We start from the raw sequence: 20614 nt of genomic DNA on the forward strand, positions 1-20614 counted from the left end.
GAGTGAGGTCAAATACGGAGTACCACGAATAAATCGAAGGTTTGTGGTACTTCAAGTATTTGAAAATTCCACTCTTTTTTGTTGTTCATATGTTGTAGTATATAAAGAAAACTGATACAATAGGTGTATGAACGAATACAGAAGAACAAGCACAACCCTTTCATTATTAAACTACCATTTTGTGTTCTGCCCTCGGTACAGAACAAAGATTTTTCTGCAAGCAGATCTAGAACAACGCTTGGCGCTGCTGACGCGGCTTCGGCTGCTGGGCTGCCATACTGCCTATGTGGCTACGCCCATCTGCCACGGATACGGGCTGGCGATCTTGCTCTTGTTCCTTGCGCTGGGCAAAAAAGTCGTGATAACGCCCGGCTTCGACGCCGCCAACGCCTGTGCGCTGATCGAAAAGCACAAGGTCGACGCCGTGACGGTCGTTCCGCTCATGCTGAGAAAAATGCTGCGGCACAACGCGAGCGCCTTGCAGTCTCTCGCTTGCATCGCTTCTGGCGGCGCGCCGCTAACGCCCGCACTTGCCGCCGAAGTGTCCGGCCAATTGGGAGCGGTCTTGTTCAACCTGTACGGAACTTCCGAAGCGGGCCTTTGTGCCGTCGCAACTCCGCAAGACCTGGCGTCCGCACCGCACACCATCGGCAAAAAAATCGGCGGTGTCGGCTTGCACGTCCGGGGAAGGGACAGGCAAAAGCTCGCGGCAGGCGAGATCGGGCAGCTTTGCGTGCGAAGGCGGGGAGCGCTTTTTTCCACCCGGACCGGATGGGTCGAGACAGGGGATCTGGGCTATCGGGATGAGCGCGGGTATTATTTTTTATGCGGAAGGACAGACGACATGGTCGTATCCGGCGGAGAAAATGTGTATCCGATCGAGCTGGAGCGCATTTTGGCCGAGCATCCGGGCGTAGAGGACGCGGCTGTGGTGGGCATTCCCGACGAAGCGTTTGGGCAAAGGCTGAAAGCGTTCGTGCAGCCTGCGAGCTATGCCGGGCTGACCGAGGAAGCTGTGCTGGACTGGCTGCGCCCGCGAGTCGCCAGGTATCAGTTGCCAAAAGAGATTGTGTTCGTTGACAGCATCGCCTACACCGACCTGGGCAAGCCCGACCGGAAGCAGCTTGTATAAAGACAACGACACATCCGCATGCAGAGAGAAATACGGACTTGTCCGCGGCAAAAAGGTCGGCTTTCTATGCCAAAACCACATGGCGCTGGTGAAAGCGATTTTCGCCGCTTCCGGCCATTCACCCCTATCAAAAGATGGCAAGAACAAGCCGTAAAAACGAAAAGAATCTGCATACTTGGTCATTTTATCGCCTGTGTCAGTTCATTGAATATAAAGCGAATTTAGTTGGTATTAGAGTTGAGCATGTGAATCCTGCATACACAAGTCAGACATGCCCTAAATGCTCTGAGAAGAATAAGGCACAAGACCGTAAGTATAAATGCAAATGTGGATTCGAAAAACATCGTGATTTAGTCGGTGCTATGAACATTCGATATGCACCTGTGATTGATGGTAACAGTCAATCAGCCTAAGATGCTATATGCACTGTCTTAGGAGGGGCAATGAGATGTCCTCATCTTGAAGGCTGTTCAAAACAGAAATGGACTGCGAACGTTTAGTCATTCAAGAATCCCACCCGTACACCGCAAGGTGGAAGGCTTGCGGCTTTAGCCGTGGGAGTCTCAAGTTCAATCTTTACGTGCACAGAGTATCGGTCACAGAATTGTAATACCGCCGCCGTCAGCTTTTGAATTGGTTCAGGCTTTGGATAGGAGGATGGCAATATGGGAAACAAGTTTTTAATCGATCTTCGAATGGAGAAGCTTGAAGATGTCGCAAAAGGTATCCTTGCCATACCGTCTGTAACCGAGGCTGAACGTAAAGAAAGCGATGCGTTGTTAAAAAAGTTGATTCTAAATTCGAAGGAAAAAGTGAAATAGCAGCCTGGCCACTAAAGGTGGCCGGGCTTTTTTGTGCAATACCGCACCGTCTCTTTTGAAAAGAGGCTCATCCAATTGTCGCGAGCCGAAGAGGACGCAGCCATAACGATCCCGGTAGCAAGCAGGGAAAAAAACCAATTTGCGAACATGCGTTCTCTTGTGTTAGGATGTTTTCAACAGCAGCTAGGCATGGGGCGACGGCTGCGCGTCCAATCAATCATGTCTTTTCATGAGGCGGTGACAGCTTTGGTGTTGGCGGATTTGAAAAAGTACAGAGACAGACAGCAAGCGGTTGAGATCATTTATTTGAACAAGCGGGGCCAGACGAGCAGGCGAATCATCCGGATTCTTTTGCTGGATGAGGATAAGGGGCAGCTCAAGGCGTATTGCTATACGAGAAAGGCTTGTCGGGTGTTCGCGATTGCCGGCATTTTGGCGCTCGCGCCAGTTGCCGGGCAGTTTGTGGGGTGAGGTGGCAGGTCACGGGAGGTCGCGAGGGTCAGGAAGGGCAGGGAAGTCAGCCAAATGGTTAGATGGCTGGACAGTCAGGAAGTCGGAAAGTCGGGCGGCCGGAAGCGGAAGCCATAACGGCCGGGGAGTCGGAAAGCCGTGCAGTTGGACAGTCGGAAAGTCGTGCAGCCGGACAGTTGGAAAGCCGTGAAGCCGGAAAGCCGGAAAGCCGTGCAACCGAACAGCCAGACAGCCAGAAAACCTGCCCCTCTGACACCCCGACCCCGAGGCAGTCAGCTCCCCTCCCCACCAACGCTATCCTTTTCACCCATCCTGTTCCAAAAGTGTTAGCCAGCTTGTGGTATAATGAAAGTGAACACAGTATTCCCCTTAGGGGCGGAGAGGGCGTGGACGCTGATGGAGTACGTTATTCTCATCGTCGTTTTTCTCGTAATCGCAGTGACTCTCTTTTCGATCAGAGCCGTCGCAAAGAGCGGAAGGAGACGCTCGTATTCGTCGTCCTCAGACAGTGGCGGAGCCTTTTATGTGGACAGCGGCCATCATCACCATCATCGCCACCACGACTCGGATGGATATGGATGCAGCCACGACAGTGGCGGTGGAGACAGCGGAGGCGGAGGCGGCGGTGGAGGTGGAGACTGAGGCTTTTTCCATGCCTCCTGATGTGTTACAATGATTGGGAAAAAGTTGATTCCAAACCATGAATGGTGCGGGCTTGAAAAAGGAGAGATGTATTATGGCAAACATCAAATTCGTACAGAGTGTAGGAACGTCCGTCGCAGGAATCCTCCTTTCAAGCGAACAGTAGCACCGTTCAAAAAAATGAGGATTCGACTGCGACTGGTTTTGGCGTAGGGCCAATCATACAACCATTTGCAGGGGGAATCCGTTTTGAATCACACAACCAATCAATCTGTTTTGCAAACTTTGGGCTGGAATGAGCATTTTGCCAATCTGTTCGCCCCTTATGCCGAGCAAGGCTACAGCGTGGGCAGAATCACGCTGGAACATAAACGCATTTATCGTCTGTTGAGCGAGCACGGCGAGCTTTTGGGCGAAGTCACGGGCAAGTTGCGCTATGAGGCGACTGGCCGCGAGGATTATCCGGCGGTAGGAGACTGGGTCGTCATCACGGCGCGTCCCGAGGAAAAGAAAGCCTCGATTCATGCAGTGCTGCCGCGCAAGAGCAAGTTTTCCCGCAAAGCTGCGGGAGACAGCGTCGAAGAGCAGATCGTGGCTGCCAACGTCGATACCGTATTTTTAGTGAATGCCTTAAACAACGATTTTAATATACGCAGGATGGAGCGCTATCTCATCCTCGCCTGGGAAAGCGGAGCCAATCCGGTGATCGTGCTTTCAAAAGCCGACTTGTGCGACGATCTGGAGCAGCGCATCGCGGACGTAGAAAGCGTCGCGATTGGCGTGCCTGTGCACGTAGTCAGCGCAGAGCGGGGAGAAGGGCTGGAACAGCTTGCCCCGTACCTGGGGTGTGGCCAGACAGTGGCGCTCATGGGGTCCTCTGGTGTCGGCAAGTCTACCTTAATCAACAAGCTGAGCGGAGCAGAGCAGCAAAAAGTAAACAAAGTGCGCGAGGGAGACGATCGCGGCCGCCATACGACTACTCACCGCGAGCTGTTCCAGCTTCCGGACGGCGCTCTCATGATCGACACACCGGGCATGCGCGAGCTGCAGCTATGGGAAGCGGATGAGGGGTTCCGCGGAGCATTTGACGATATCGAGCAACTGGCGGAAACGTGTCGATTCAACGATTGCCAGCACGGGCGGGAGCCAGGGTGCGCCGTTCGGGCGGCGATTGAGGACGGTTCGCTGGAAAAAGCTCGCTTCGACAGCTATTTGAAGCTTCAGCGCGAACTGGCCCATCTGGCTCGCAAGGAAGATGCAAGGCTGGCAGCAGCAGAGAAGGACAAGTGGAAAAAAATCACCATGCAAGCGCGAAGCAAAAAGCCGAAGCGATAAAACGCAAGAGTCCTCGGACAACCGGGGGCTCTTTTCGTTTGGAGACAGGGCAAGCGCGCGGCTCGACTTTCAGAAATTTACGCTTGATTCCAGCAAGCCAGTTGTGATAGATTGGGGCAAGACCCAGCAATCGTGCTGGATAAACCGCATACGAAGTGCTCGTATAATTTTGGGAATAAGGCCCAACAGTTTCTACCGGGTGACCGTAAATCACCTGACTACGAGTGAAATCGCGTTCCATCGACTGCGCTTATCGCTGTTTCCTGTTCCATGTGACAGGAGAAAGTGGGTCGTCTGGTCGAAAGGACGCTGACACGCTTTTTTTGTGGCGTGTTATACCTGAGGGAGAAAAGCCCCGAGGGACAGTTTCACTTGGCGTTGGTTTTATCACCTGAGCCTGCCTGTGACCTGTCCGTTCGGGGCTTTATTTTTTTTCGTCGATGGAATCCAGAAAAATGGATATCGACAAAAAGGACAAGCGCCGTTCGCCCGAACAACTCGGCGAAGCGAAGTGTTCTCATTTGGTTGGACTAGCGTCGTTTGCTGGCACGCTAGAGTTGATGGAGGAGGAAGAAAACATGAAAGAATTGCAAGAACGCATCGTACAAGACGGCAAGGTGCTGTCCGCATCCGTGTTGAAGGTGGATGCGTTTTTGAACCATCAGGTAGACCCCCAATTGACGATGAAGATCGGCGAGCGTTTCGCCCAGCTTTTTGCCGACGAGAAAATTACGAAAGTCTTGACGATCGAGGCGAGCGGCATTCATTTTGCGCTGGCGACGTCGTTCGCTTTGGGTGTGCCTTTTGTGTACGCGAAAAAGAAAAAGGCAGTGACGCTGACAGAAGAGGTGTACTCGGCTCCTGTCCACTCCTTCACCCGCCAGGAAACGTATCAGATCAGCGTGTCCAAGCAGTATTTGTCGCCGGATGACCGCGTGCTGATCGTGGACGATTTTCTCGCGACCGGGGCTGCGCTGATCGGGTTGACCCAGATTATTAAAGACGCCAACGCTCACCTGGTCGGCATCGGAGCCGTGATCGAGAAAAGCTTCCAGGAAGGCCGTGGATTGCTGGAGCAAGCGGGGGTCCGCATTGAGTCTTTGGCGCGCATCGCGTCCATGTCTCCAGAGGGCATTCAGTTCATTCAAGCGGAAACTGTCCGTGTCTAAATCCTATTACTAGAGGAGAGTAGAATACCTCATGCTATCCAAACAGAAGATAGTTACCTTAGGTCTGCAGCACGTACTTGCGATGTATGCGGGTGCTGTCGTCGTACCGCTTATCATTGGCGGGGCCCTGAACCTGACTCCTGCGCAGATTGCTTACTTGATCGCCGCCGATTTGTTCACGTGCGGGATCGCTACGTTGCTGCAAGTCATCGGGACGCGCTACACAGGGATTCGTCTCCCGGTTGTGCTTGGCTGTACGTTTACTGCCGTAGGTCCGATTATCGCGATTGCCTCCACGAGCAATCTGGCCACGGCTTACGGAGCGATAATCGTCTCCGGTCTGTTCGTCGTCTTGGCTGCTCCGTTATTTGGCAAGCTGCTGCGGTTTTTCCCGACCGTGGTGCAAGGCTCTGTCGTGACCATTATCGGTCTGTCGCTCATTCCTGTGGCGATGAACAACGCCGCCGGTGGACAAGGCATGCCGGACTTCGGCTCTCCGCGCAACCTGCTGCTCGCGCTCGGAACATTGGCTATTATTTTGTTTATTAATCGCTTCTTTACCGGATTTATTCGCGCGATTTCCGTCTTGCTCGGCCTTGTCGTCGGGACAGTCGTCGCGTACATGATGGGCATGGTCAGCTTCGCCAGCGTGGCGGAAGCGTCCTGGTTCAGCGTAGTCGAGCCGTTTTACTTCGGCGCGCCGCAATTTTCGATTGTGGCGATTGTGACGATGATCTTGGTCAACATCATTAGTATGGCAGAGTCGACTGGCGTTTATTTTGCGCTCGGAAAAGTAACCGAGACGAAAGTAACGGACAAGGACGTCGTCAAAGGCTTGCGCGGCGAAGGAATCGCGATTGTTCTGGGCGGCATTTTCAACGCGTTCCCATACACTGCCTTCTCGCAAAACGTAGGGCTCGTTTCCTTGACAGGGATCAAAACCCGCGACGTCATGATCGGGGCTGGCGGATTGCTGGTTGTGCTGGGGCTTTTGCCAAAGCTGGCTGCGCTGACGACGGTCGTCCCCAATGCCGTATTGGGCGGCGCGATGATCGCGATGTTCGGGATGGTAGTCGCATCCGGAATCAACATTTTGTCGCACGTAGATCTTCGCCAAAATGAAAATCTGCTGATCGCCGCTTGCAGTATCGCGGTCGGCCTCGGCTCCGCCGCTGTGCCGAGCATGTTTGACCAACTGCCGACCATGGTGAAAATGATGCTGCAAAACGGTATCGTGACAGGCTCGCTGACAGCGGTTGTGTTGAACATTTTGCTGGTGCATACGAATAAAAAAGTCAACCAGGCTGCCGTGCCAAGCACGATCTCGGAAGCGTCCTGATCGGCTTAACCAAAGCTTCACTCATACATGAACCGCCATTCTCTCGCTTGCGTGCAGAGGATGGCGGTTTTTTCGCTTCTACAAAGTGACGATGGCATCCGAAAAATTGCAACCGAACGAGAAGGGGCAGGTCGCATGGGACATGTTTGTCGGGGAAGTGAGGTTTTGTGGAAATGGGAGGCGGGGAAAGCAGGATAGCAAGGCAGCAGCAAGGCAGCAGCAAGGCAGCAGCAAGGCAGCAACGCATCCACTAGCCAGCTCATAAAAAAGGCTCTCGCGAGGTTGGCAAGCGTCCAACGGTCTTGGCCAAGTCGGACATAGGATGGCTATGTACGAAATCACTTGGGAAGGACAGATGAGTGTATGGCTACCTTTCGAGAAGCGTTGAGAGCCAAGAATCACCTGGTGAAGAGGTGGAAGCGGATGCCTGGTGTCATGGGGATCGGCGTCGGATATGTAAACGGCAAGAACAGCAAAAAAGGAGCTTGCGTCGTACTGTACACGCTGGACGCGAGCGCGGCGGTGAAAAAAGGCTGCCCGAGCTGTGTCGCCGTCAAACGGAAAAAGGGCGGGAAAAGTCCGAGAATTACGTCGCACATCGCGGTTCCCGTGCGGACGGTTACCTCCGGCAGATGCACTAGCCATCAAAAGCTGCGCTCGACTGCCAACTATCGCCGGAGAATCCGTCCGGTGATAGCGGGCGCAAGCGTCGGATATCCCGGGGCTTCGGGGACTGCGGGCTTGATCGTGACAGGAGCGATCCGCCGCGCCCAGCGTTTTTTGCTGAGCAACAACCACGTTTTGAACCGGAACAACTCGGGCGGCTATTCCGAGACGATCCAGCCGGGAGGGGCGGATGGCGGGCGTTCCGGGCGCGATCGGATTGGACAACTGTACCGCTTCGTCCGGCTGCGGAAAAATGCAGTGAATGAGATGGATGCGGCACTGAGCATTCCCACTTCGAACGACCTGCTCGCTCCGCGCTATGCGAAAATCGGCACCGTTCCGGGCTACGTCCACTCTTACGCTATCGGGAGCCGCTTGAAAAAGGTCGGCCGCTCGACAGGCTTTGTCAGTGGCATCGTGGAATCCACCCACACGGACATCAACGTCGATTACGGCGACTACGGCGGTCTGGGAACGATCCGCTTCCGCAACCAGACGGTCATCAGAAGCGCGGCGCCGATTTCGTTGCCGGGAGACTCCGGTTCGGTCTGGCTGACGGCAAACAATTACGCGGCCGCGGTCAACTTCGCAGGCTCCGCCGATGGCAGACTGTCGATCACGTTTCCGATCCACAGGGCGATGCGCGCCTTTGGGGTGCGTGTAGCGCAGCCAACGACGGCTCCGTCCAGAAAACGGGGCAAGCGCCGCAGACGGCGAAACGTCAGGAAGTGACCTGCAGCTCGGAAGCGAGATCATCCAGACAGGCGAGCACTTCGTCCGAACGCGCTTCGAGGACGGCAAAGGCCATCTCCGCTTCCTTTTGCTTGCCGGAGGAAGCGAGCGTGTAAATGTGGCGGATAGCTTCGTGAAACCGTTTGTGTGGCTCTGCCAGTCGGCGGAAGGAAGCAAGCGAGCTGATCGCCTGGTTTTGTTTCGCTTCGTCGTACCAGACGCCCAGGCGGCAGCGGTGATGGTCGACGAGATCCTTTTCCTCGATCGTATGATAGCCGAGCAGGAAGTTGTACACCCACCATTTCCACAGGAGATGATCGGTCTTGACGATGCGCAGGCTGTGCTTCGTTTTTAGACGGGCCACCTGGCTGATGCTGCCTTTGTGCAGGCTGTTGATGCCTGCCCCGATTTCGTAGATGTTTTTTCCGGCGTGGGAGACGTGGTTGAAAATCTGCTCCATATTGCTCTCCACCTGGGATATGCGCATGTAAATATCTTCGGTAGAGGCCGACTGTTCTTCTGTCAAAGAAGCGATATGTCCGGTCGCATGCCCCACTTGCTCGACATTTTGCACAATCTCTCCCAACAGCTCGATAGCTTCGCGTGTTTGCGTCGCTTTGTCGGTGAAGTGGACGCCGAGCAGCGCGGCTGTTTCCTTCACCTGATTGGCATCTTGCCGGACGGCTTCCATCGTGCCGGAGATGCTTTGCACGGATTGCTTGGTTTGTTCGGCGAGCTTGCGCACTTCTTCTGCGACGATGGAAAAACCTCGCCCGTGCTCGCCTGCCCGAGCGGCTTCAATCGACGCGTTTAAGGCGAGCAGATTCGTCTGATCGGCGACGCTGCGGATCACCTGCACCACCTGGGAGACGGCTTCGATGGAACTCATCAGGGAGGAGATTTTTGTCTGCATCTCCGCAAATTCCTCCGCCATGGACAGGAAGCTTGTCAGCGACGTCTGAATGATTTGTTGGCCCGCAGTAGCCTGCTCCATGGTCGTAGAGGCATTTTCTGCTACCTGGACAGCGGATTGGGCCACTTTTTGCACCGATTCTGACAATTGCTCGGCCGCCTGTCTGACATTACCCGCCTCCATCGTGGTTGTGTCGAGAGTATCCAGCACATGCTTGATTTTGTCGATTTGCATGACCAGCTCCAGGACATTCCCCAGCCGGTCAATGACTTTATAATCGTTATCCTCCTGGTACGCTTCCAGAACGATCTGGGAATCGAGAGTGAGCAGCTTGATTAAAGCCAGCAAAGTCGAGGACAACTCGTCCGGCTTTCTGGCATACGTGTCTACGATGGCGGGAATCAAAAATTCGTACAGCCGCATGTAAGAGCCGGTGTACCATTCCGGGGCAAGTCCGATTTTGCTGTGGACTTCCCCGATTTTTTCCCGTCCTGCTACATAGGCTTCGTTCAGTTGGGCGTCGGGAAGCGATTGCAGGTAATGGCGAAAAGAACCTGCAAGACGGCCCACTGTCGTATTCGCTTCAATGATTTTCATCAAATTCGCATAGTGGCCGAGCATCTGGTAATGACGCTCAGTAATGGCATCGAGATGCTCGGTAATGAGCGGTTCGATTTGTGCGAGTCGTTTGAGATCCTCGCTGTTCATTTGCAAAAAGTTCACCTTTGCTCGCAACTGCTCGGTCATCTGAATATCGCTTTCCTGAACCTGTGGAACTACTGGGAATTTGTGAAATGTTTATGTAAGTCATGAAAAAGATCGAAAGCGTTATCAATCGAAAAACGTCATATGCGGCTTTGCTTTCCGGTAATAGGCGAGACGATCCTGCAAGCTGCCTGTGTGCAGCTCGAACTTGTGCCCGTCGGGGTCTGTGAAATAGAGGGAGCGCTTGTCCCGCTCATCGCGCTCTCTGCCGGGGAGAATGTGGACACCGTGCTGCTCCAGATGGCGCTTCCAGTCTGCAAAGGCTTCTTCGGCAACGGAGAAGGCGATATGGGTGTAGGACAGGGCAATTTCGTTGCGGGGGATGTCGCGCTCTTCGTTCAACGCCAGCCAATAGCCGTTCCAGTCGAAGTAGGCCAGCTTTCTGCCTCGAACGAGCGGCTTGGCGCCGAGTACATCGCGGTAAAAACAAAAAGAACGCTCCAGGTCGGAAACAGAAAACAGGAAATGGTTGATTCCGGTCAATGGCTGCATGACATCGCCTCTTTCGCTTTTTTGAATGTACCTTCTTGATCGTGATGAGATCATTGTACGTCAGCGAGACGACTGTTTGCCATGGCAGAACAGCAGGGCCGACGAGCAATAGGCAGCCCTTGATTGGCAGCAAAACAGGCAGCCCGATAGCATCCGGTCTGCCTGTTTTGCCTTTTTGCGAAGCAGTATGCTTACGACTGGGATTGGCCTTGCTGCGCTTGCCCCTGTGTTTGCAGCGTGGACTGAACCTGCGACACCATTGTTTGCGCCTGGGCAATTTCCTGCGAAGCCTGTTTCAGCGCTTCCTCGGCGAGCTGCGGATTGGCAGCGGATTGCTCGATGGCTTGCGTAATCATATTTTTCGCGAGAGTGGTCGCCACTTCGGCTTTTTTCAGCGAATCAGTGTTGATTTGCGTTGGCATGTCAGTTCCTCCTTGGGCAGAAGATTGGTTTGGCACACCGTCATAATTTCTCCCGTTTGGCCGCGATTATGTATGAAAAGGCACGTGCCCAACCGTTTGCAGCGCAGGCTGCATACCTTTGTAGGAGGGGAGGAATGGGTGATGAAGAAAAAGTGGGTAGGGGTTGTCCGGCAGGCGGAGCAGGCTTTTTGGACCATTGTGTTTTCGGCACAGCGGCGAGTCGGGGAACGGGGCAGAATTTTGCCCAAGCGGTTTAATTCGAAAAACAAAATTCGCCGGTTTTTGACCCGGTTCATGACGCCTTGCCTCGCGAATCGCGTGATCGGCAACCTCGATCTGAGACGGATCAAGGGACGGCTGGCCGTTCCGGTAGGAGATGGAATCGGTGCGGCGCCGATTGTCAAATCACAAATTTTGAAGAAAAGCGAGAGGTGCGTGACGCTCGCTGTCTGGTTTCAATTTGACCCGAGCGACCGCTTTTTTCTTGTCTACCAGTTGAAAAAGCAGCCGGATGGGCGCTGGATCGTGGTAGGCCGCCATCCGCTGGACTATCCGTTCAATCGGCCTGGACAGCTTTTCCGGATAGTGCCTGGCTGTTGCAAGCCTTGTGTGCGGGGATGCAAGCGGGTGAGAAGGAGGGTTCGGCGAAGGTGAGCGTGGGGGAGGGAAAACAAATTTTTGGAGAGAAGTGGTAACATTTTGCGCCTGACTTCGTTTGTATGAAAGGGAGGTGGGAGATGAAGGCACAACTATGGAGCGAATGGTTCGCCGAATACCAGCAGCCGCTGTACCGCTATTTGTACCGGATGTGCGGTTCGCGCGAGGTGGCCGAGGAGCTGTTGCAGGAGACGTTTTACCGTGCCATGCTCTCCCTCTCGATTCAGGATGCCCGACAGGCGCGGGCGTGGCTCTACAAAGTGGCGCGGCATTTGTACATCGACTGGCTGCGCAAACAAACGTCGGAAAAAAGCATGCTGGAAAACATCCGCCGTCTGTTCAGCGCGTCCTCGCGCACGTATGAGCCGGAAACGATGTATCGCCAAAAAGAGGACAAGCAGCGGGCAGAGTGGATTTTGCAGCAACTGCCCGAGCGGATGAGGACGATCCTCTACCTGCGCGAGATCGAGGAATTTTCCTATCAGGAGCTGGCGGATACGCTTGCGATGAGCCTCGATCAGGTAAAAGTCACGCTGCACCGGGCGCGAAAAAAATTTCGCGAGTGGGAGAAGCGAGTGGAAGGAGGAATGGACGATGGAGGATGACAAGCTGCGCGAAAGGCTTGATGTGTCCGAGATAGTCTGGGACGAAAAAAGGGCGCGACGCCTGATCTGGCGGTCGCGGTTTGCGCTGTGGAGAAATATGGCGCAAGTATTGCTCGCCATATGGTTTTTGTACATGCTCTACATGCTGGTGATTCAGATCGGCTATGCGAAGCTGGGCAAGGAGGACGACCTGGTCCGCTACGCCGCGACCTTGGTCGAGACGCATTACCCGGGCTTGAAGGTGAACAAGTCGGGGCACACGCCGGTGTCGCTGTCTCCCTGGCTGACGCAAGAGACGACGCTTCTCCTGTACAAGCAGCTTGGCAAGTGGGAGGAGGTCGTCGGCACGGTGACGGTCAAAAAGCCGCTCTGGGGCAAGCTTGCGTACGACATCCACTATCAGCAAAAGCAGCTCGACGACCGGGACGGAACGTTTCGTTTTGCCCTGCCGCTGTCGCTGCTCGGCAAAAAGCCTCTGGAAGTGCGCGAGGAGCAGAACGAGCTGTGGGAGCAGCTCGCCCATATGGAGGACGGCTACGTAGCGGAGATGGCGTTTTCCACGCTGCAGCCGTACGAGCCGCTGCAACTCTTCAAGCTGCTGGAAAAGTACGATCTGTCTGTGCTGCAGATGGCCGTGTACGGAGGCGAGCTGAAAACCTTTCAGCCGACGCATACGCGAAGCGGCAGTACCATCCGCGTCCCGCACCTGGTGCTGAGGCCGGCAGTTCACTACAGCGAGGGAGGAAGCATGAGCTACGAGACGACGATGGATTTGCCCGAATCGGTGGAGGAGGCGACCAATCAGCTCATTCCTGATTTGGAATGGATGCAGTCCTATGCGCCTGATGAGTTCGATGTGTATGACGACAAGCGTCTCGCCTATTTGCGCGAAAACGGAATCGCCGTCTATGGCGCCGTCGTCACAGGACCGATTCGCGAGTTGGAGAAGCTGCGTGCCGAGCCTGAGCTGCACCGCTTTCAGTTGGGCAGGATTGCCGTATGGAACTGGTAGCCACATTTTTTTAAAATCCGGTCTTGATTTTGGGACGACTTGCCTGTAAAATACGTAAGTGTTGCGGCACTTTGCAGATTTTGTCGAACAAAGTGGAGCAACGTCGTGTGAGCAAATCGGGAAGTAGCTCAGCTTGGTAGAGTACTTGGCTTGGGACCAAGGGGTCGCAGGTTCGAATCCTGTCTTCCCGACCATGATGCACACGAACGGGCCGGTATGGCGGAATTGGCAGACGCGCGCGACTCAAAATCGTGAGGGAAACCGTGGGGGTTCAAGTCCCTCTACCGGCACCAGCAATCCATACATATGGTTTTTGTTATAAGGTGGGGAACAGCGAGCAAATCCTGTTTCTCACTTTTTTCATTTTCGGGCGCCGCTTTGAGATACAAATTAGTGAAAATGGACAAAGAAAAAGTCAACGATGAGAGTTGACTTTAGGAACCATATATCTTCTACTGAAGTGTCATATAGATAAAAGCTATTGTAACCAGCAGGAAGAGGACAAACAAAACCCCAAACACTATAGAGGTGTTTGCTGCTTTATTAAATCGAGCAATATTAGAGTTCTTTAATGACTCAATAGAACTAAAAAAACTTTTCATTGCCCCCACAAAAAACAACAGTGTAAAAAAAGCAAAAAATATAGCAAGATCATCCCTCCCTCAATACATTAATGTTTTCTTCGTTTTTCTCGCTCTTTCGCATGTTTTCATCTTTGACGCACGAAGCGCTTGAGGATAATATTTGACGGAGAGTGAATATATGGAATGGACCTGTTGGCGGGAATGTAATAGACATTCTTTTGCAGGAAAAAGGGGATTGCGACTGACTAAGTACGACTTTGCGCACTTGAAATAGTCTTTGCTTAACCATGTCACTGCTGTTCTTTATTATGAATTTGAGACAAGCTTCTTCTATGCAAAGAGAAAAAGGAGGCGGATATCGTGAGACTTGCGGGAAAACGTGTAGTCTGCTTTGTAGAAAGCGAATTTGAAGATTTGGAGCTGTGGTACCCGGTGCTGAGGCTGCGCGAGGAAGGGGCGACTGTCCATTTTGCGGGGCCGCAGGCGGGACACGCCTACATCGGAAAATACGGCGTGCCGTGCGAGGTGGACAAGGCATTGAGCGAGCTTGATCCGGCGCAGTACGACGGCGTGCTCGTGCCGGGTGGCTGGGCGCCGGACAAGCTTCGCCGCTATCCGGAGGTGCTTTCGTTTGTCCGTGCCATGCACGAGGCGAAAAAGCCGATCGGCCACATTTGCCACGCGGGCTGGGTGCTCGCCTCGGCAAAAATTTTGGCCGGAGTGAAGACGACCTCTACGCCTGGCATCAAGGATGACATGGAGAACGCAGGGGCAGTGTGGGTCGACGAAGAGGTGGTCGTCGATGGGCACATCGTCGGTTCCCGCCGTCCGCCTGATTTGCCGGCGTACGCGAAGGCTTTCGCGGATTTGTTGGCTGAAAACTAAGGACAAGCAGCGCAGTTGCAACAAAAAAAGGCACGCTCGTTGACAAAACGCCAGGCGTGCCTTTTTTTTATGAGCTTGGCCTCTTGGTGTTCTTCCAGGGCGGGTCCCCCCACTCGTGGATTTTGTTGCTGGCCGTGTAAAACAAAAACGGGATCAAAAAAGCGAGCAGCGCGCCGCCAAAGGTGAGAAACGGGGGCAGCGAGCCCAAATATTTCATCATGCTGGTCACCTTCCTTCTACTTTTTCCGAACGGTTGATGGAGCCGACATTTCGCAAGTACACCTTGGCTTCAACGTGGATTTCGCTCTTTTCGTACAGGCGCTGCCCTTTTTCCCAATCGTGCTGGATCTGCTTCCAGAGCGAGTAGTCTTTTTGGCGGATATTGCTGCCCAGCTTGATGACATCGGCTTTCATTTCCTTGTGCACTTTCTGGATCGTATCCCGGCACATCCGCTCGATTTCTTTTGCGAACGCTTGCTCCAGCTTCTTCGTCTCTTCCTTGCTGAGAAAATCCATCAGCGCGTAGGCTTCTGCCAAAATGCCCTCGCACTCGATTTGGATCGTGAAAATAAAGTGCTGCTTGTCGCGCAAATCTTGTACGATAGAATGCCTCGTCCCCTGGATGTTCAGGGCGACCAAATCGTTTTTGACCTTGGCTTTTAACAGTCCCCCGTTAATATTCCCCGTCAAGAAATTCAAGCCCTCGGTTTCTTCTTCGCCAAGAAAGCCGACCATTTGGTTGCGATTGGAAAACACAGCGCTGCCCGCCATTTTGATTTCGTTTTTTTCCGCCCGCACTCTCGGAATGACGAAGCTGAACGGGTTGAGCAGCTCCTCGTGAACATCTCCCACTCTGACCTCGGGAAGCATGCGCGCATTACGATCGATGTTTTCACCAATCGAGTTGATGTAGAGCGCGGGCAGCTTTTCCGTTTTCGGCTTGACCTCGATAATGCTTTTGGCCGGGCCATTGGAGATAAAGACTTTGCTGCTTCGCCTGGAATCGGGATCGCGCAGCAAAAAATCCATGGCGTTGGCAAAGCCGTTTTCGGAGCGGGCCACTTCTTCCGAGATGACGAGAATCTTGAGGTGCTGGTAAAACGGAGCGCGACTGGTTCGGGTAGCCAGCTCGCGGGAAACCTCGAAAAGCGAATCCCCCTCCGAGGAGAGGTTGAGAAACGCTTCGTTCGTCGTGTTTTGTCCGCCACCGCCGCCCTGGTTGCCTGCGATCAGTCCGCCAGGGATGACGAGCTGGTGGGTGACGAGGAAGCGCTGCTTGACCCGTGGTTTTCCCGGCGATTCTTTCGCAGCCCGTTTTTCGGCCTCGTTGGAGCGGGGGGCATCAATGGCGACACCGACGACAAAGCCGCGTTCCTCGATCTGCACCTGGTCCCAGCAGCCCGTGACCAGCGTGCACAGGAGAACGACCATGCAGGCCAGAGTAAGACGCCTATTCATGGCCCCTCACCCCGCGGATGATGGCGAGCAGCAGTAGCAGGATGGGGCACACGTAGACGATAATCATTCCGAAATACGTCACATAGTCGGCAAACGTAAAGAAGTCGACCAGATTTTGCGGGAGCATCGCGACGAAGTAAATAATCGGCGACAAGAGCAGGATCCAGACCATTTTTTTTACGTTGCGGAACATCGACGCTAAATTGAGGATCGTGATATCGAGCCACATCATGCACGTATCGAAAATCGTCATGATCCAGATCGCAAAAAAGATCGATTCGACCCGCTCGAAAAAACCGCCGGGAATTTCCACTTCTTTCGCAAGATCAATCGTCGGGTACGTCAAGTTTTTGGCGACCTCGGCCGAAAAGACGCCGATGACGAAAATGTAGATCGTCAAGTAGAGGGCCACCGGGATGAACAGCCCGAGCGCCATGGCCTTTGTTCCGTCTTTTGGCCGTTTCATCAGCATCGTATAGAAGAGAATGATTTCGAACCCGGAGTAGGAAAGCCCCACCGCTTGCGAGCCGTCCAGCAAGGAGCGCCAGTCGGATGAGAAAAAGGGGCGAACGTTTTCGACTTCGATCAATTGCGAGGTGAACAGCAAGACGAAAAACATCACGACCAGGACGACTGGCAAAAACAACAGGTTGAGCCGCAGCATGGAGATGCGCGATCCCGCCACGGCATACTGGACGATCAACAGAAAGCTCAACGTAATCATTTCGACTGGGGTGTTGTAAAACAAATACTGCTTGGCGATGTTGCCGATCGCGCGAATCTCGAAGGACACGAACAGCATCGTGTACAGACAGACGAGCAAGGTCAGGACGTAGCCGACCGGCTTGCTTGCGATCATCGAGGTGTACTCGAAAAAAGTTTGCCTGGGGAAGCGGGCGGCGAGCTTGGCGAGCAGCCAGCCGATCAGAAAGGCGATCAGGCCGCTGATGACGACGGAAATCCAGCCGTCGAATCCGCTGGTCGCTTTGGCGAGCCCGCGCGGGAAGGTCAGGATGCCGACACCGATCGTAACCGCGGCGATGTTGATACCCATATGATTTTTGGTGAGCATTTTATCTGACAAGGTTTGTGCACTCATTTGGAGTCCCCTGTTCTCATTCGGATTTCATCTTCTGGGTGCAGGACTTCGGGACGGTCTTTTAAAAAGGTGACAGGCGCGCGCAAAATCAAGTCTTTCCAGTCTCTGGGCATTTGCGGGGCAAACGGAGCCAGGTACGGATGGCCGATGCTCGTCAGATTGGACAGGTGGATGATGATCGTAATCAGGCTTAGCACGACGCCGTACACCCCGAAGATGGCGGCGGCAAACATGGCGAAAAACCGGATCATGCGAAACGCGATCGCCAGGTGGTACGACGGAATGGCAAAGGACGAAATCGCTGTCAGCGCTACGACGATGACCATGACCGGGCTGACGATCCCGGCTGATACCGCGGCGTCGCCGATGACGAGACCGCCGACGATGCCGACCGTCTGGCCAATCGGTTTGGGCAGACGCAGCCCCGCCTCCTGCAACAGCTCCATCGTCGTAATCATCATGATCGACTCCACGAAAGCCGGAAATGGAACGCCGTCCCGTGTGGCGGCAATGGAGAAGGCGAGATCGGACGGAATCAGGCCAGGGTGAAACGTGACCAGGGCGATGTAGAGCGACGGCGAAAATACAGCGAAAAAAGCGGCTAAATAACGCAAGAGCCGGGTCAGTGTGCCAACGATCCAACGCTCGTAGTAGTCCTCGGGAGAGTGCATGAGCAGACCGAGCGTGACGGGGAGAATCAGTACCATCGGCGTGCCGTCCAGCATGATCGCGACCCGCCCTTGAAACAGGGCGGCACTCACCTTGTCCGGGCGCTCCGTATTGTGCACCTGGGGGAAGGGCGAGAGAAAATCGTCCTCGATCCACTGCTCGATAAACCCTGACTCTTCTACTTCATCAATGTCGATGGTGGCGATTCTGCGGTGAACTTCCTTGACCAAATTGTGATCCACAATATTGTCGATGTAGGCGACGATCAGCTCGGTTTTGCTGCGCGTTCCTACCAGGGTGCTATCAAAGCGCAGGCTCGGGTCCTTTACTCTTCTGCGGATCAGCACCGTGTTGTCCCGGATGCTTTCAGTGAAGCCGTCGCGTGGACCGCGCACAAGCCCTTCGGAGACGGGCTCCTCGATGGCCCGGGACTTCCAGCCTTTGCTGTCAATGAGGATGATCTCGCTCGTGCCGTCGACAAAAATGGCGGTATCTCCGGACAAAATACAGTCGATGGTGGCTGCGAGAGACGTTTCTTTTTTTATTTCGACAACGGACAAGACCTCATCAAAAAGCAGGTTGAGGATCGCATCTGGTTCAGTAGGAACGGTTTTTTCCGCGGTAGAGATCATCAACTGGATATGGCCCAGCACTTGCGCATGGAGCATATCCGCATTGGCCAGACCATCAATCGCAATGACGGCGCACGGATGGTTGCTGTTGCCGATGAGAAAGCTGCGGATCAGCAGATCGTGAGGGTTGCCAAGCAAGGAGCGAAACAGGTCCATGTTTTCCTGCAGGCTGCTGGACAGCTTTTTGCCGGCAAGCTGTGGCTGTGACTGCTGCATGTGCTGCATGAGGGGAGAGGTTTTCTTTTTGCGTCGCTGGGCGAAAAATTTTCGCATCATGGAAGTCCCTCCCGTTCAAAATGCGAATAGCATGTTAGTGCGATTTTTTCCAGAACAAAGGGAATTTATGCGGATGAAAGTTCCACGACAAACTTTCGCACAAAGAATTGAACAACCCTATGAGGTATGATACATTCGGCATGGTAGAATAGAGAGTAGTAGAGAGAGTAGGAAAGACGGAGAAGGGTGGAATCGTAGTGCTTGACAGTCAAGTTTTGGTTCGGGAGACAGACTTTGCGAAACTCGCGCATACATGGGAAGAGCTGGCGCAAGCGATGGCCGGGCAGGGAGATCAAGCGACTCCTGCCAAGCTGAAGCAGCTTGCAAAAAAAACGCGGAAAGCCGAGCTGAACATCGCTTTCTGTGGACACTTTTCCGCAGGGAAGTCCACGATGATTAATACGCTGCTGGGGGTCAGCCTGCTGCCCTCCAATCCGATTCCGACCAGCGCCAATGTCGTGAAGATCCGCGGTGGCGAAAAAGCTGCTCGCGTCTATACAATGAACGGCGACGTCGTGACGTTTGATCCGGATACGGAGATGGAGAAGCTCAAGCAGTTTGCCGTTGATGGAGATACCGTGGAGTCTGTAGAAGTCTCCTATCCGGGAACGCTTCTCGACGAGCATTCCAGCCTGCTCGACACGCCAGGGATCGACTCGACCGACGCCGCGCACAAAATCGCGACGGAATCCGCGCTGCACCTGGCTGACGTCGTCATTTACATGATGGATTACAACCACGTCCAGGCAGAGGAAAACTTCAACTTTACGAAAACCTTGAAAGATCGCGGCAAGCCAGTCTATCTGGTTGTGAACATGATTGACAAGCACATTGACTTTGAGCTTGATTTTGAGAGCTACAAGGAAAGTGTGGAGGAAGCGTTCGCGACCTGGAACATTCATCCCGATGGCATTTTTTACACCTCGCTCGCGGAGCCGGACCATCCGGAAAACCAGTACGCGGAGTTTCGGCAAAAGCTGCTGGCGCTGATCGCTGGACGCGAGGAGCTGGTAGGCAAAAGCGTTCGCAGCGCTGCCGAGCATTTGATCGAGGAACACGTCCAGGCGGTAAAGGCCAGCCATGCCTCCAAGCGTCAGGAGCTGGAAAGCAAGCTGGACAGCCTGGAGCTGGCAGACGTAGATAGCCGCGATGCCCAAGGGGTGTCCGCCGCGCTTGCCCAGGCAGAGGCGCTCATGGCGTCGCTGAAAAACCGCACAGCAGAAGCGCGCGCCCAGATGGAAAAAGACTTGGGCTCGCTGCTCGACAACGCCCGGTTGACGTACTACAGCACGAACGAAGCGGCGCAAAGCTACCTGGAGAGCCGCAAGCCTGGCTTCAAGGTGGGCTTTTTGTTTGCGGGGAAAAAGACCGAGGAAGAGCGCCAGCGCCGCGAGGAAGCGCTGTTGGCCGAGTTCCGCGAAAAAGTGGCGGGCAATCTCGACTTCCATTTCAAGGAACTGATGAGCAAGCAGCTTCAAGCGCATGACATCCGCGACGAGGAGTACCACGCGCGTGTCCATGCGACCGAGATCGCAATTACGGGCGAGTTCCTGGCCAAGCACATCAAGGATGGGGCGGCTTCCCGCGAGTATGTGATGAACTACTGTACAGACGTCGCGAACGCGATCAAGCTGGAGTACAGACGCGCGGGTCTTCTGTTCATCGAGGAAGTCGTCGGACGCCTGGAGAGCCAAAGCGAGCAGGAGAGCGCGGCACAGCTCGAACGCCTTGGCGTCCTGCGCGAGATGGCTTCGCTGCATGAACAGCTTGCAAGCCTCACCGCGAGCGAAGAAAACACGAGAGAAAGATTGCAGGCAATCATGCGTGAAGGAGAATAG

The 20614-nt window shown here is 54.2% G+C and carries 20 protein-coding genes, 2 tRNA genes, 1 pseudogene and 1 riboswitch; of the genes and pseudogenes, 15 read left to right on the forward strand and 8 right to left on the reverse strand.

The features are described 5' to 3' along the window. Positions 1–238: 238 nt before the first annotated feature. From M655_RS07145 to M655_RS07160, 4 genes and pseudogenes are all read left to right on the forward strand, one after another. Positions 239–1132, forward strand: coding sequence for a class I adenylate-forming enzyme family protein (locus tag M655_RS07145; protein WP_286086030.1), 894 nt, complete (start codon positions 239–241; stop codon positions 1130–1132). 128 nt (positions 1133–1260) lie between these two features. Next, a pseudogene (locus M655_RS07150) lies at positions 1261–1545 on the forward strand (zinc ribbon domain-containing protein); the annotation flags it as partial. Positions 1546–1797: 252 nt separating this feature from the next. Further along, positions 1798–1953 (forward strand): hypothetical protein, encoded by a 156-nt coding sequence (locus M655_RS07155; RefSeq protein WP_007786033.1) that lies wholly within the window; start codon positions 1798–1800, stop codon positions 1951–1953. 189 nt (positions 1954–2142) lie between these two features. Then, a complete protein-coding gene (locus tag M655_RS07160; protein WP_235694640.1) occupies positions 2143–2424 on the forward strand; it encodes a WYL domain-containing protein in 282 nt (93 codons plus the stop codon). A 501-nt stretch (positions 2425–2925) separates the two neighbouring features. Here M655_RS07160 and M655_RS07165 read toward each other — a convergent pair. Beyond that, positions 2926–3078 carry a hypothetical protein gene (locus M655_RS07165; protein ID WP_155808555.1) on the reverse strand — a complete coding sequence of 51 codons (153 nt, stop codon included), beginning with the start codon at positions 3076–3078 and terminating at the stop codon, positions 2926–2928. Positions 3079–3315: 237 nt separating this feature from the next. On the opposite strand from M655_RS07165, the gene rsgA reads away from it, so the two are divergent. The 4 genes from rsgA to M655_RS07185 all read left to right on the forward strand — a co-directional run bounded on the left by rsgA (position 3316) and on the right by M655_RS07185 (position 8307). Next, positions 3316–4401 (forward strand): ribosome small subunit-dependent GTPase A, encoded by a 1086-nt coding sequence (gene rsgA / locus M655_RS07170; protein ID WP_007786029.1) that lies wholly within the window; start codon positions 3316–3318, stop codon positions 4399–4401. A gap of 139 nt (positions 4402–4540) precedes the next feature. Continuing rightward, positions 4541–4642, forward strand: a riboswitch (purine riboswitch). A gap of 337 nt (positions 4643–4979) precedes the next feature. Continuing rightward, positions 4980–5570, forward strand: a complete 591-nt coding sequence (locus tag M655_RS07175) for a xanthine phosphoribosyltransferase (protein WP_025844447.1) — start codon at positions 4980–4982, stop codon at positions 5568–5570. A 31-nt stretch (positions 5571–5601) separates the two neighbouring features. Continuing rightward, positions 5602–6909: a nucleobase:cation symporter-2 family protein gene (locus tag M655_RS07180; RefSeq protein WP_005835584.1), complete on the forward strand. Its 1308-nt coding sequence runs from the start codon at positions 5602–5604 to the stop codon at positions 6907–6909. A gap of 363 nt (positions 6910–7272) precedes the next feature. Next, positions 7273–8307 carry a chymotrypsin family serine protease gene (locus M655_RS07185; RefSeq protein ID WP_051353931.1) on the forward strand — a complete coding sequence of 345 codons (1035 nt, stop codon included), beginning with the start codon at positions 7273–7275 and terminating at the stop codon, positions 8305–8307. On the opposite strand, the gene M655_RS07190 is transcribed toward M655_RS07185, so the two are convergent. From M655_RS07190 to M655_RS07200, 3 genes are all read right to left on the reverse strand, one after another. Then, positions 8297–9967, reverse strand: coding sequence for a protoglobin domain-containing protein (locus tag M655_RS07190; RefSeq protein ID WP_051353932.1), 1671 nt, complete (start codon positions 9965–9967; stop codon positions 8297–8299). The two genes, M655_RS07185 and M655_RS07190, sit on opposite strands and share 11 nt — an antisense overlap. A gap of 84 nt (positions 9968–10051) precedes the next feature. Further along, positions 10052–10477, reverse strand: a complete 426-nt coding sequence (gene fosB / locus M655_RS07195) for a metallothiol transferase FosB (protein ID WP_005836627.1) — start codon at positions 10475–10477, stop codon at positions 10052–10054. A gap of 191 nt (positions 10478–10668) precedes the next feature. Continuing rightward, complete coding sequence (locus tag M655_RS07200) at positions 10669–10899, reverse strand: hypothetical protein (RefSeq protein ID WP_007786017.1); 231 nt, start codon at positions 10897–10899, stop codon at positions 10669–10671. A 141-nt stretch (positions 10900–11040) separates the two neighbouring features. Between M655_RS07200 and M655_RS07205 the strand changes: the two genes are divergently transcribed. The 6 genes from M655_RS07205 to M655_RS07230 all read left to right on the forward strand — a co-directional run bounded on the left by M655_RS07205 (position 11041) and on the right by M655_RS07230 (position 14642). Continuing rightward, positions 11041–11553 (forward strand): DL-endopeptidase inhibitor IseA family protein, encoded by a 513-nt coding sequence (locus M655_RS07205; RefSeq protein ID WP_005836623.1) that lies wholly within the window; start codon positions 11041–11043, stop codon positions 11551–11553. 83 nt (positions 11554–11636) lie between these two features. After that, positions 11637–12161 (forward strand): RNA polymerase sigma factor, encoded by a 525-nt coding sequence (locus M655_RS07210; RefSeq protein ID WP_026557812.1) that lies wholly within the window; start codon positions 11637–11639, stop codon positions 12159–12161. After that, positions 12151–13173 (forward strand): anti sigma factor C-terminal domain-containing protein, encoded by a 1023-nt coding sequence (locus M655_RS07215; RefSeq protein WP_007786014.1) that lies wholly within the window; start codon positions 12151–12153, stop codon positions 13171–13173. Before M655_RS07210 ends, M655_RS07215 begins: the two co-directional genes overlap by 11 nt. Before the next feature lie 117 nt (positions 13174–13290). Beyond that, positions 13291–13367 (forward strand) — tRNA-Pro (locus M655_RS07220). Positions 13368–13383: 16 nt separating this feature from the next. Then, positions 13384–13466, forward strand: a tRNA-Leu gene (locus M655_RS07225). A 651-nt stretch (positions 13467–14117) separates the two neighbouring features. Continuing rightward, a complete protein-coding gene (locus M655_RS07230; RefSeq protein ID WP_026557813.1) occupies positions 14118–14642 on the forward strand; it encodes a type 1 glutamine amidotransferase domain-containing protein in 525 nt (174 codons plus the stop codon). Positions 14643–14709: 67 nt separating this feature from the next. Here the strand turns inward: M655_RS07230 and M655_RS07235 are convergent, their stop codons facing one another. From M655_RS07235 to M655_RS07250, 4 genes are read right to left on the reverse strand one after another with little or no spacing between them, the layout of a single operon-like run. Next, positions 14710–14862: a hypothetical protein gene (locus M655_RS07235; protein WP_005831649.1), complete on the reverse strand. Its 153-nt coding sequence runs from the start codon at positions 14860–14862 to the stop codon at positions 14710–14712. Between the two features lie 5 nt (positions 14863–14867). Then, positions 14868–16100 (reverse strand): Ger(x)C family spore germination protein, encoded by a 1233-nt coding sequence (locus tag M655_RS07240; protein WP_026557814.1) that lies wholly within the window; start codon positions 16098–16100, stop codon positions 14868–14870. Further along, on the reverse strand, positions 16093–17199 hold the full coding sequence (locus M655_RS07245; RefSeq protein ID WP_026557815.1) for a GerAB/ArcD/ProY family transporter: 1107 nt from the start codon (positions 17197–17199) through the stop codon (positions 16093–16095). The genes M655_RS07240 and M655_RS07245 overlap by 8 nt, the downstream gene beginning before the upstream one ends. Then, positions 17196–18776 (reverse strand): spore germination protein, encoded by a 1581-nt coding sequence (locus M655_RS07250; RefSeq protein WP_025844430.1) that lies wholly within the window; start codon positions 18774–18776, stop codon positions 17196–17198. Before M655_RS07250 ends, M655_RS07245 begins: the two co-directional genes overlap by 4 nt. Positions 18777–18973: 197 nt before the next feature. On the opposite strand from M655_RS07250, the gene M655_RS07255 reads away from it, so the two are divergent. Continuing rightward, positions 18974–20614 (forward strand): dynamin family protein, encoded by a 1641-nt coding sequence (locus tag M655_RS07255; protein WP_026557816.1) that lies wholly within the window; start codon positions 18974–18976, stop codon positions 20612–20614.

It is taken from the genome of Brevibacillus sp. NSP2.1 (assembly GCF_000470975.2).
Taxonomy (GTDB): domain Bacteria; phylum Bacillota; class Bacilli; order Brevibacillales; family Brevibacillaceae; genus Brevibacillus; species Brevibacillus agri.

What these genes read in the sequence shown, in the direction of transcription:
- M655_RS07180 (WP_005835584.1), top strand. Translation starts at nt 5,602, where the DNA reads ATGCTATCCAAACAGAAGATAGTTACCTTAGGTCTGCAGCACGTACTT.
- M655_RS07165 (WP_155808555.1), bottom strand. Translation starts at nt 3,078, where the DNA reads ATGGAAAAAGCCTCAGTCTCCACCTCCACCGCCGCCTCCGCCTCCGCT.
- M655_RS07155 (WP_007786033.1), top strand. Translation starts at nt 1,798, where the DNA reads ATGGGAAACAAGTTTTTAATCGATCTTCGAATGGAGAAGCTTGAAGAT.
- fosB (WP_005836627.1), bottom strand. Translation starts at nt 10,477, where the DNA reads ATGCAGCCATTGACCGGAATCAACCATTTCCTGTTTTCTGTTTCCGAC.
- M655_RS07175 (WP_025844447.1), top strand. Translation starts at nt 4,980, where the DNA reads ATGAAAGAATTGCAAGAACGCATCGTACAAGACGGCAAGGTGCTGTCC.
- M655_RS07215 (WP_007786014.1), top strand. Translation starts at nt 12,151, where the DNA reads ATGGAGGATGACAAGCTGCGCGAAAGGCTTGATGTGTCCGAGATAGTC.
- M655_RS07205 (WP_005836623.1), top strand. Translation starts at nt 11,041, where the DNA reads ATGAAGAAAAAGTGGGTAGGGGTTGTCCGGCAGGCGGAGCAGGCTTTT.
- M655_RS07210 (WP_026557812.1), top strand. Translation starts at nt 11,637, where the DNA reads ATGAAGGCACAACTATGGAGCGAATGGTTCGCCGAATACCAGCAGCCG.
- M655_RS07250 (WP_025844430.1), bottom strand. Translation starts at nt 18,776, where the DNA reads ATGATGCGAAAATTTTTCGCCCAGCGACGCAAAAAGAAAACCTCTCCC.
- M655_RS07235 (WP_005831649.1), bottom strand. Translation starts at nt 14,862, where the DNA reads ATGATGAAATATTTGGGCTCGCTGCCCCCGTTTCTCACCTTTGGCGGC.
- M655_RS07190 (WP_051353932.1), bottom strand. Translation starts at nt 9,967, where the DNA reads ATGACCGAGCAGTTGCGAGCAAAGGTGAACTTTTTGCAAATGAACAGC.
- M655_RS07245 (WP_026557815.1), bottom strand. Translation starts at nt 17,199, where the DNA reads ATGAGTGCACAAACCTTGTCAGATAAAATGCTCACCAAAAATCATATG.
- M655_RS07185 (WP_051353931.1), top strand. Translation starts at nt 7,273, where the DNA reads ATGGCTACCTTTCGAGAAGCGTTGAGAGCCAAGAATCACCTGGTGAAG.
- M655_RS07160 (WP_235694640.1), top strand. Translation starts at nt 2,143, where the DNA reads ATGGGGCGACGGCTGCGCGTCCAATCAATCATGTCTTTTCATGAGGCG.
- M655_RS07200 (WP_007786017.1), bottom strand. Translation starts at nt 10,899, where the DNA reads ATGCCAACGCAAATCAACACTGATTCGCTGAAAAAAGCCGAAGTGGCG.
- M655_RS07240 (WP_026557814.1), bottom strand. Translation starts at nt 16,100, where the DNA reads ATGAATAGGCGTCTTACTCTGGCCTGCATGGTCGTTCTCCTGTGCACG.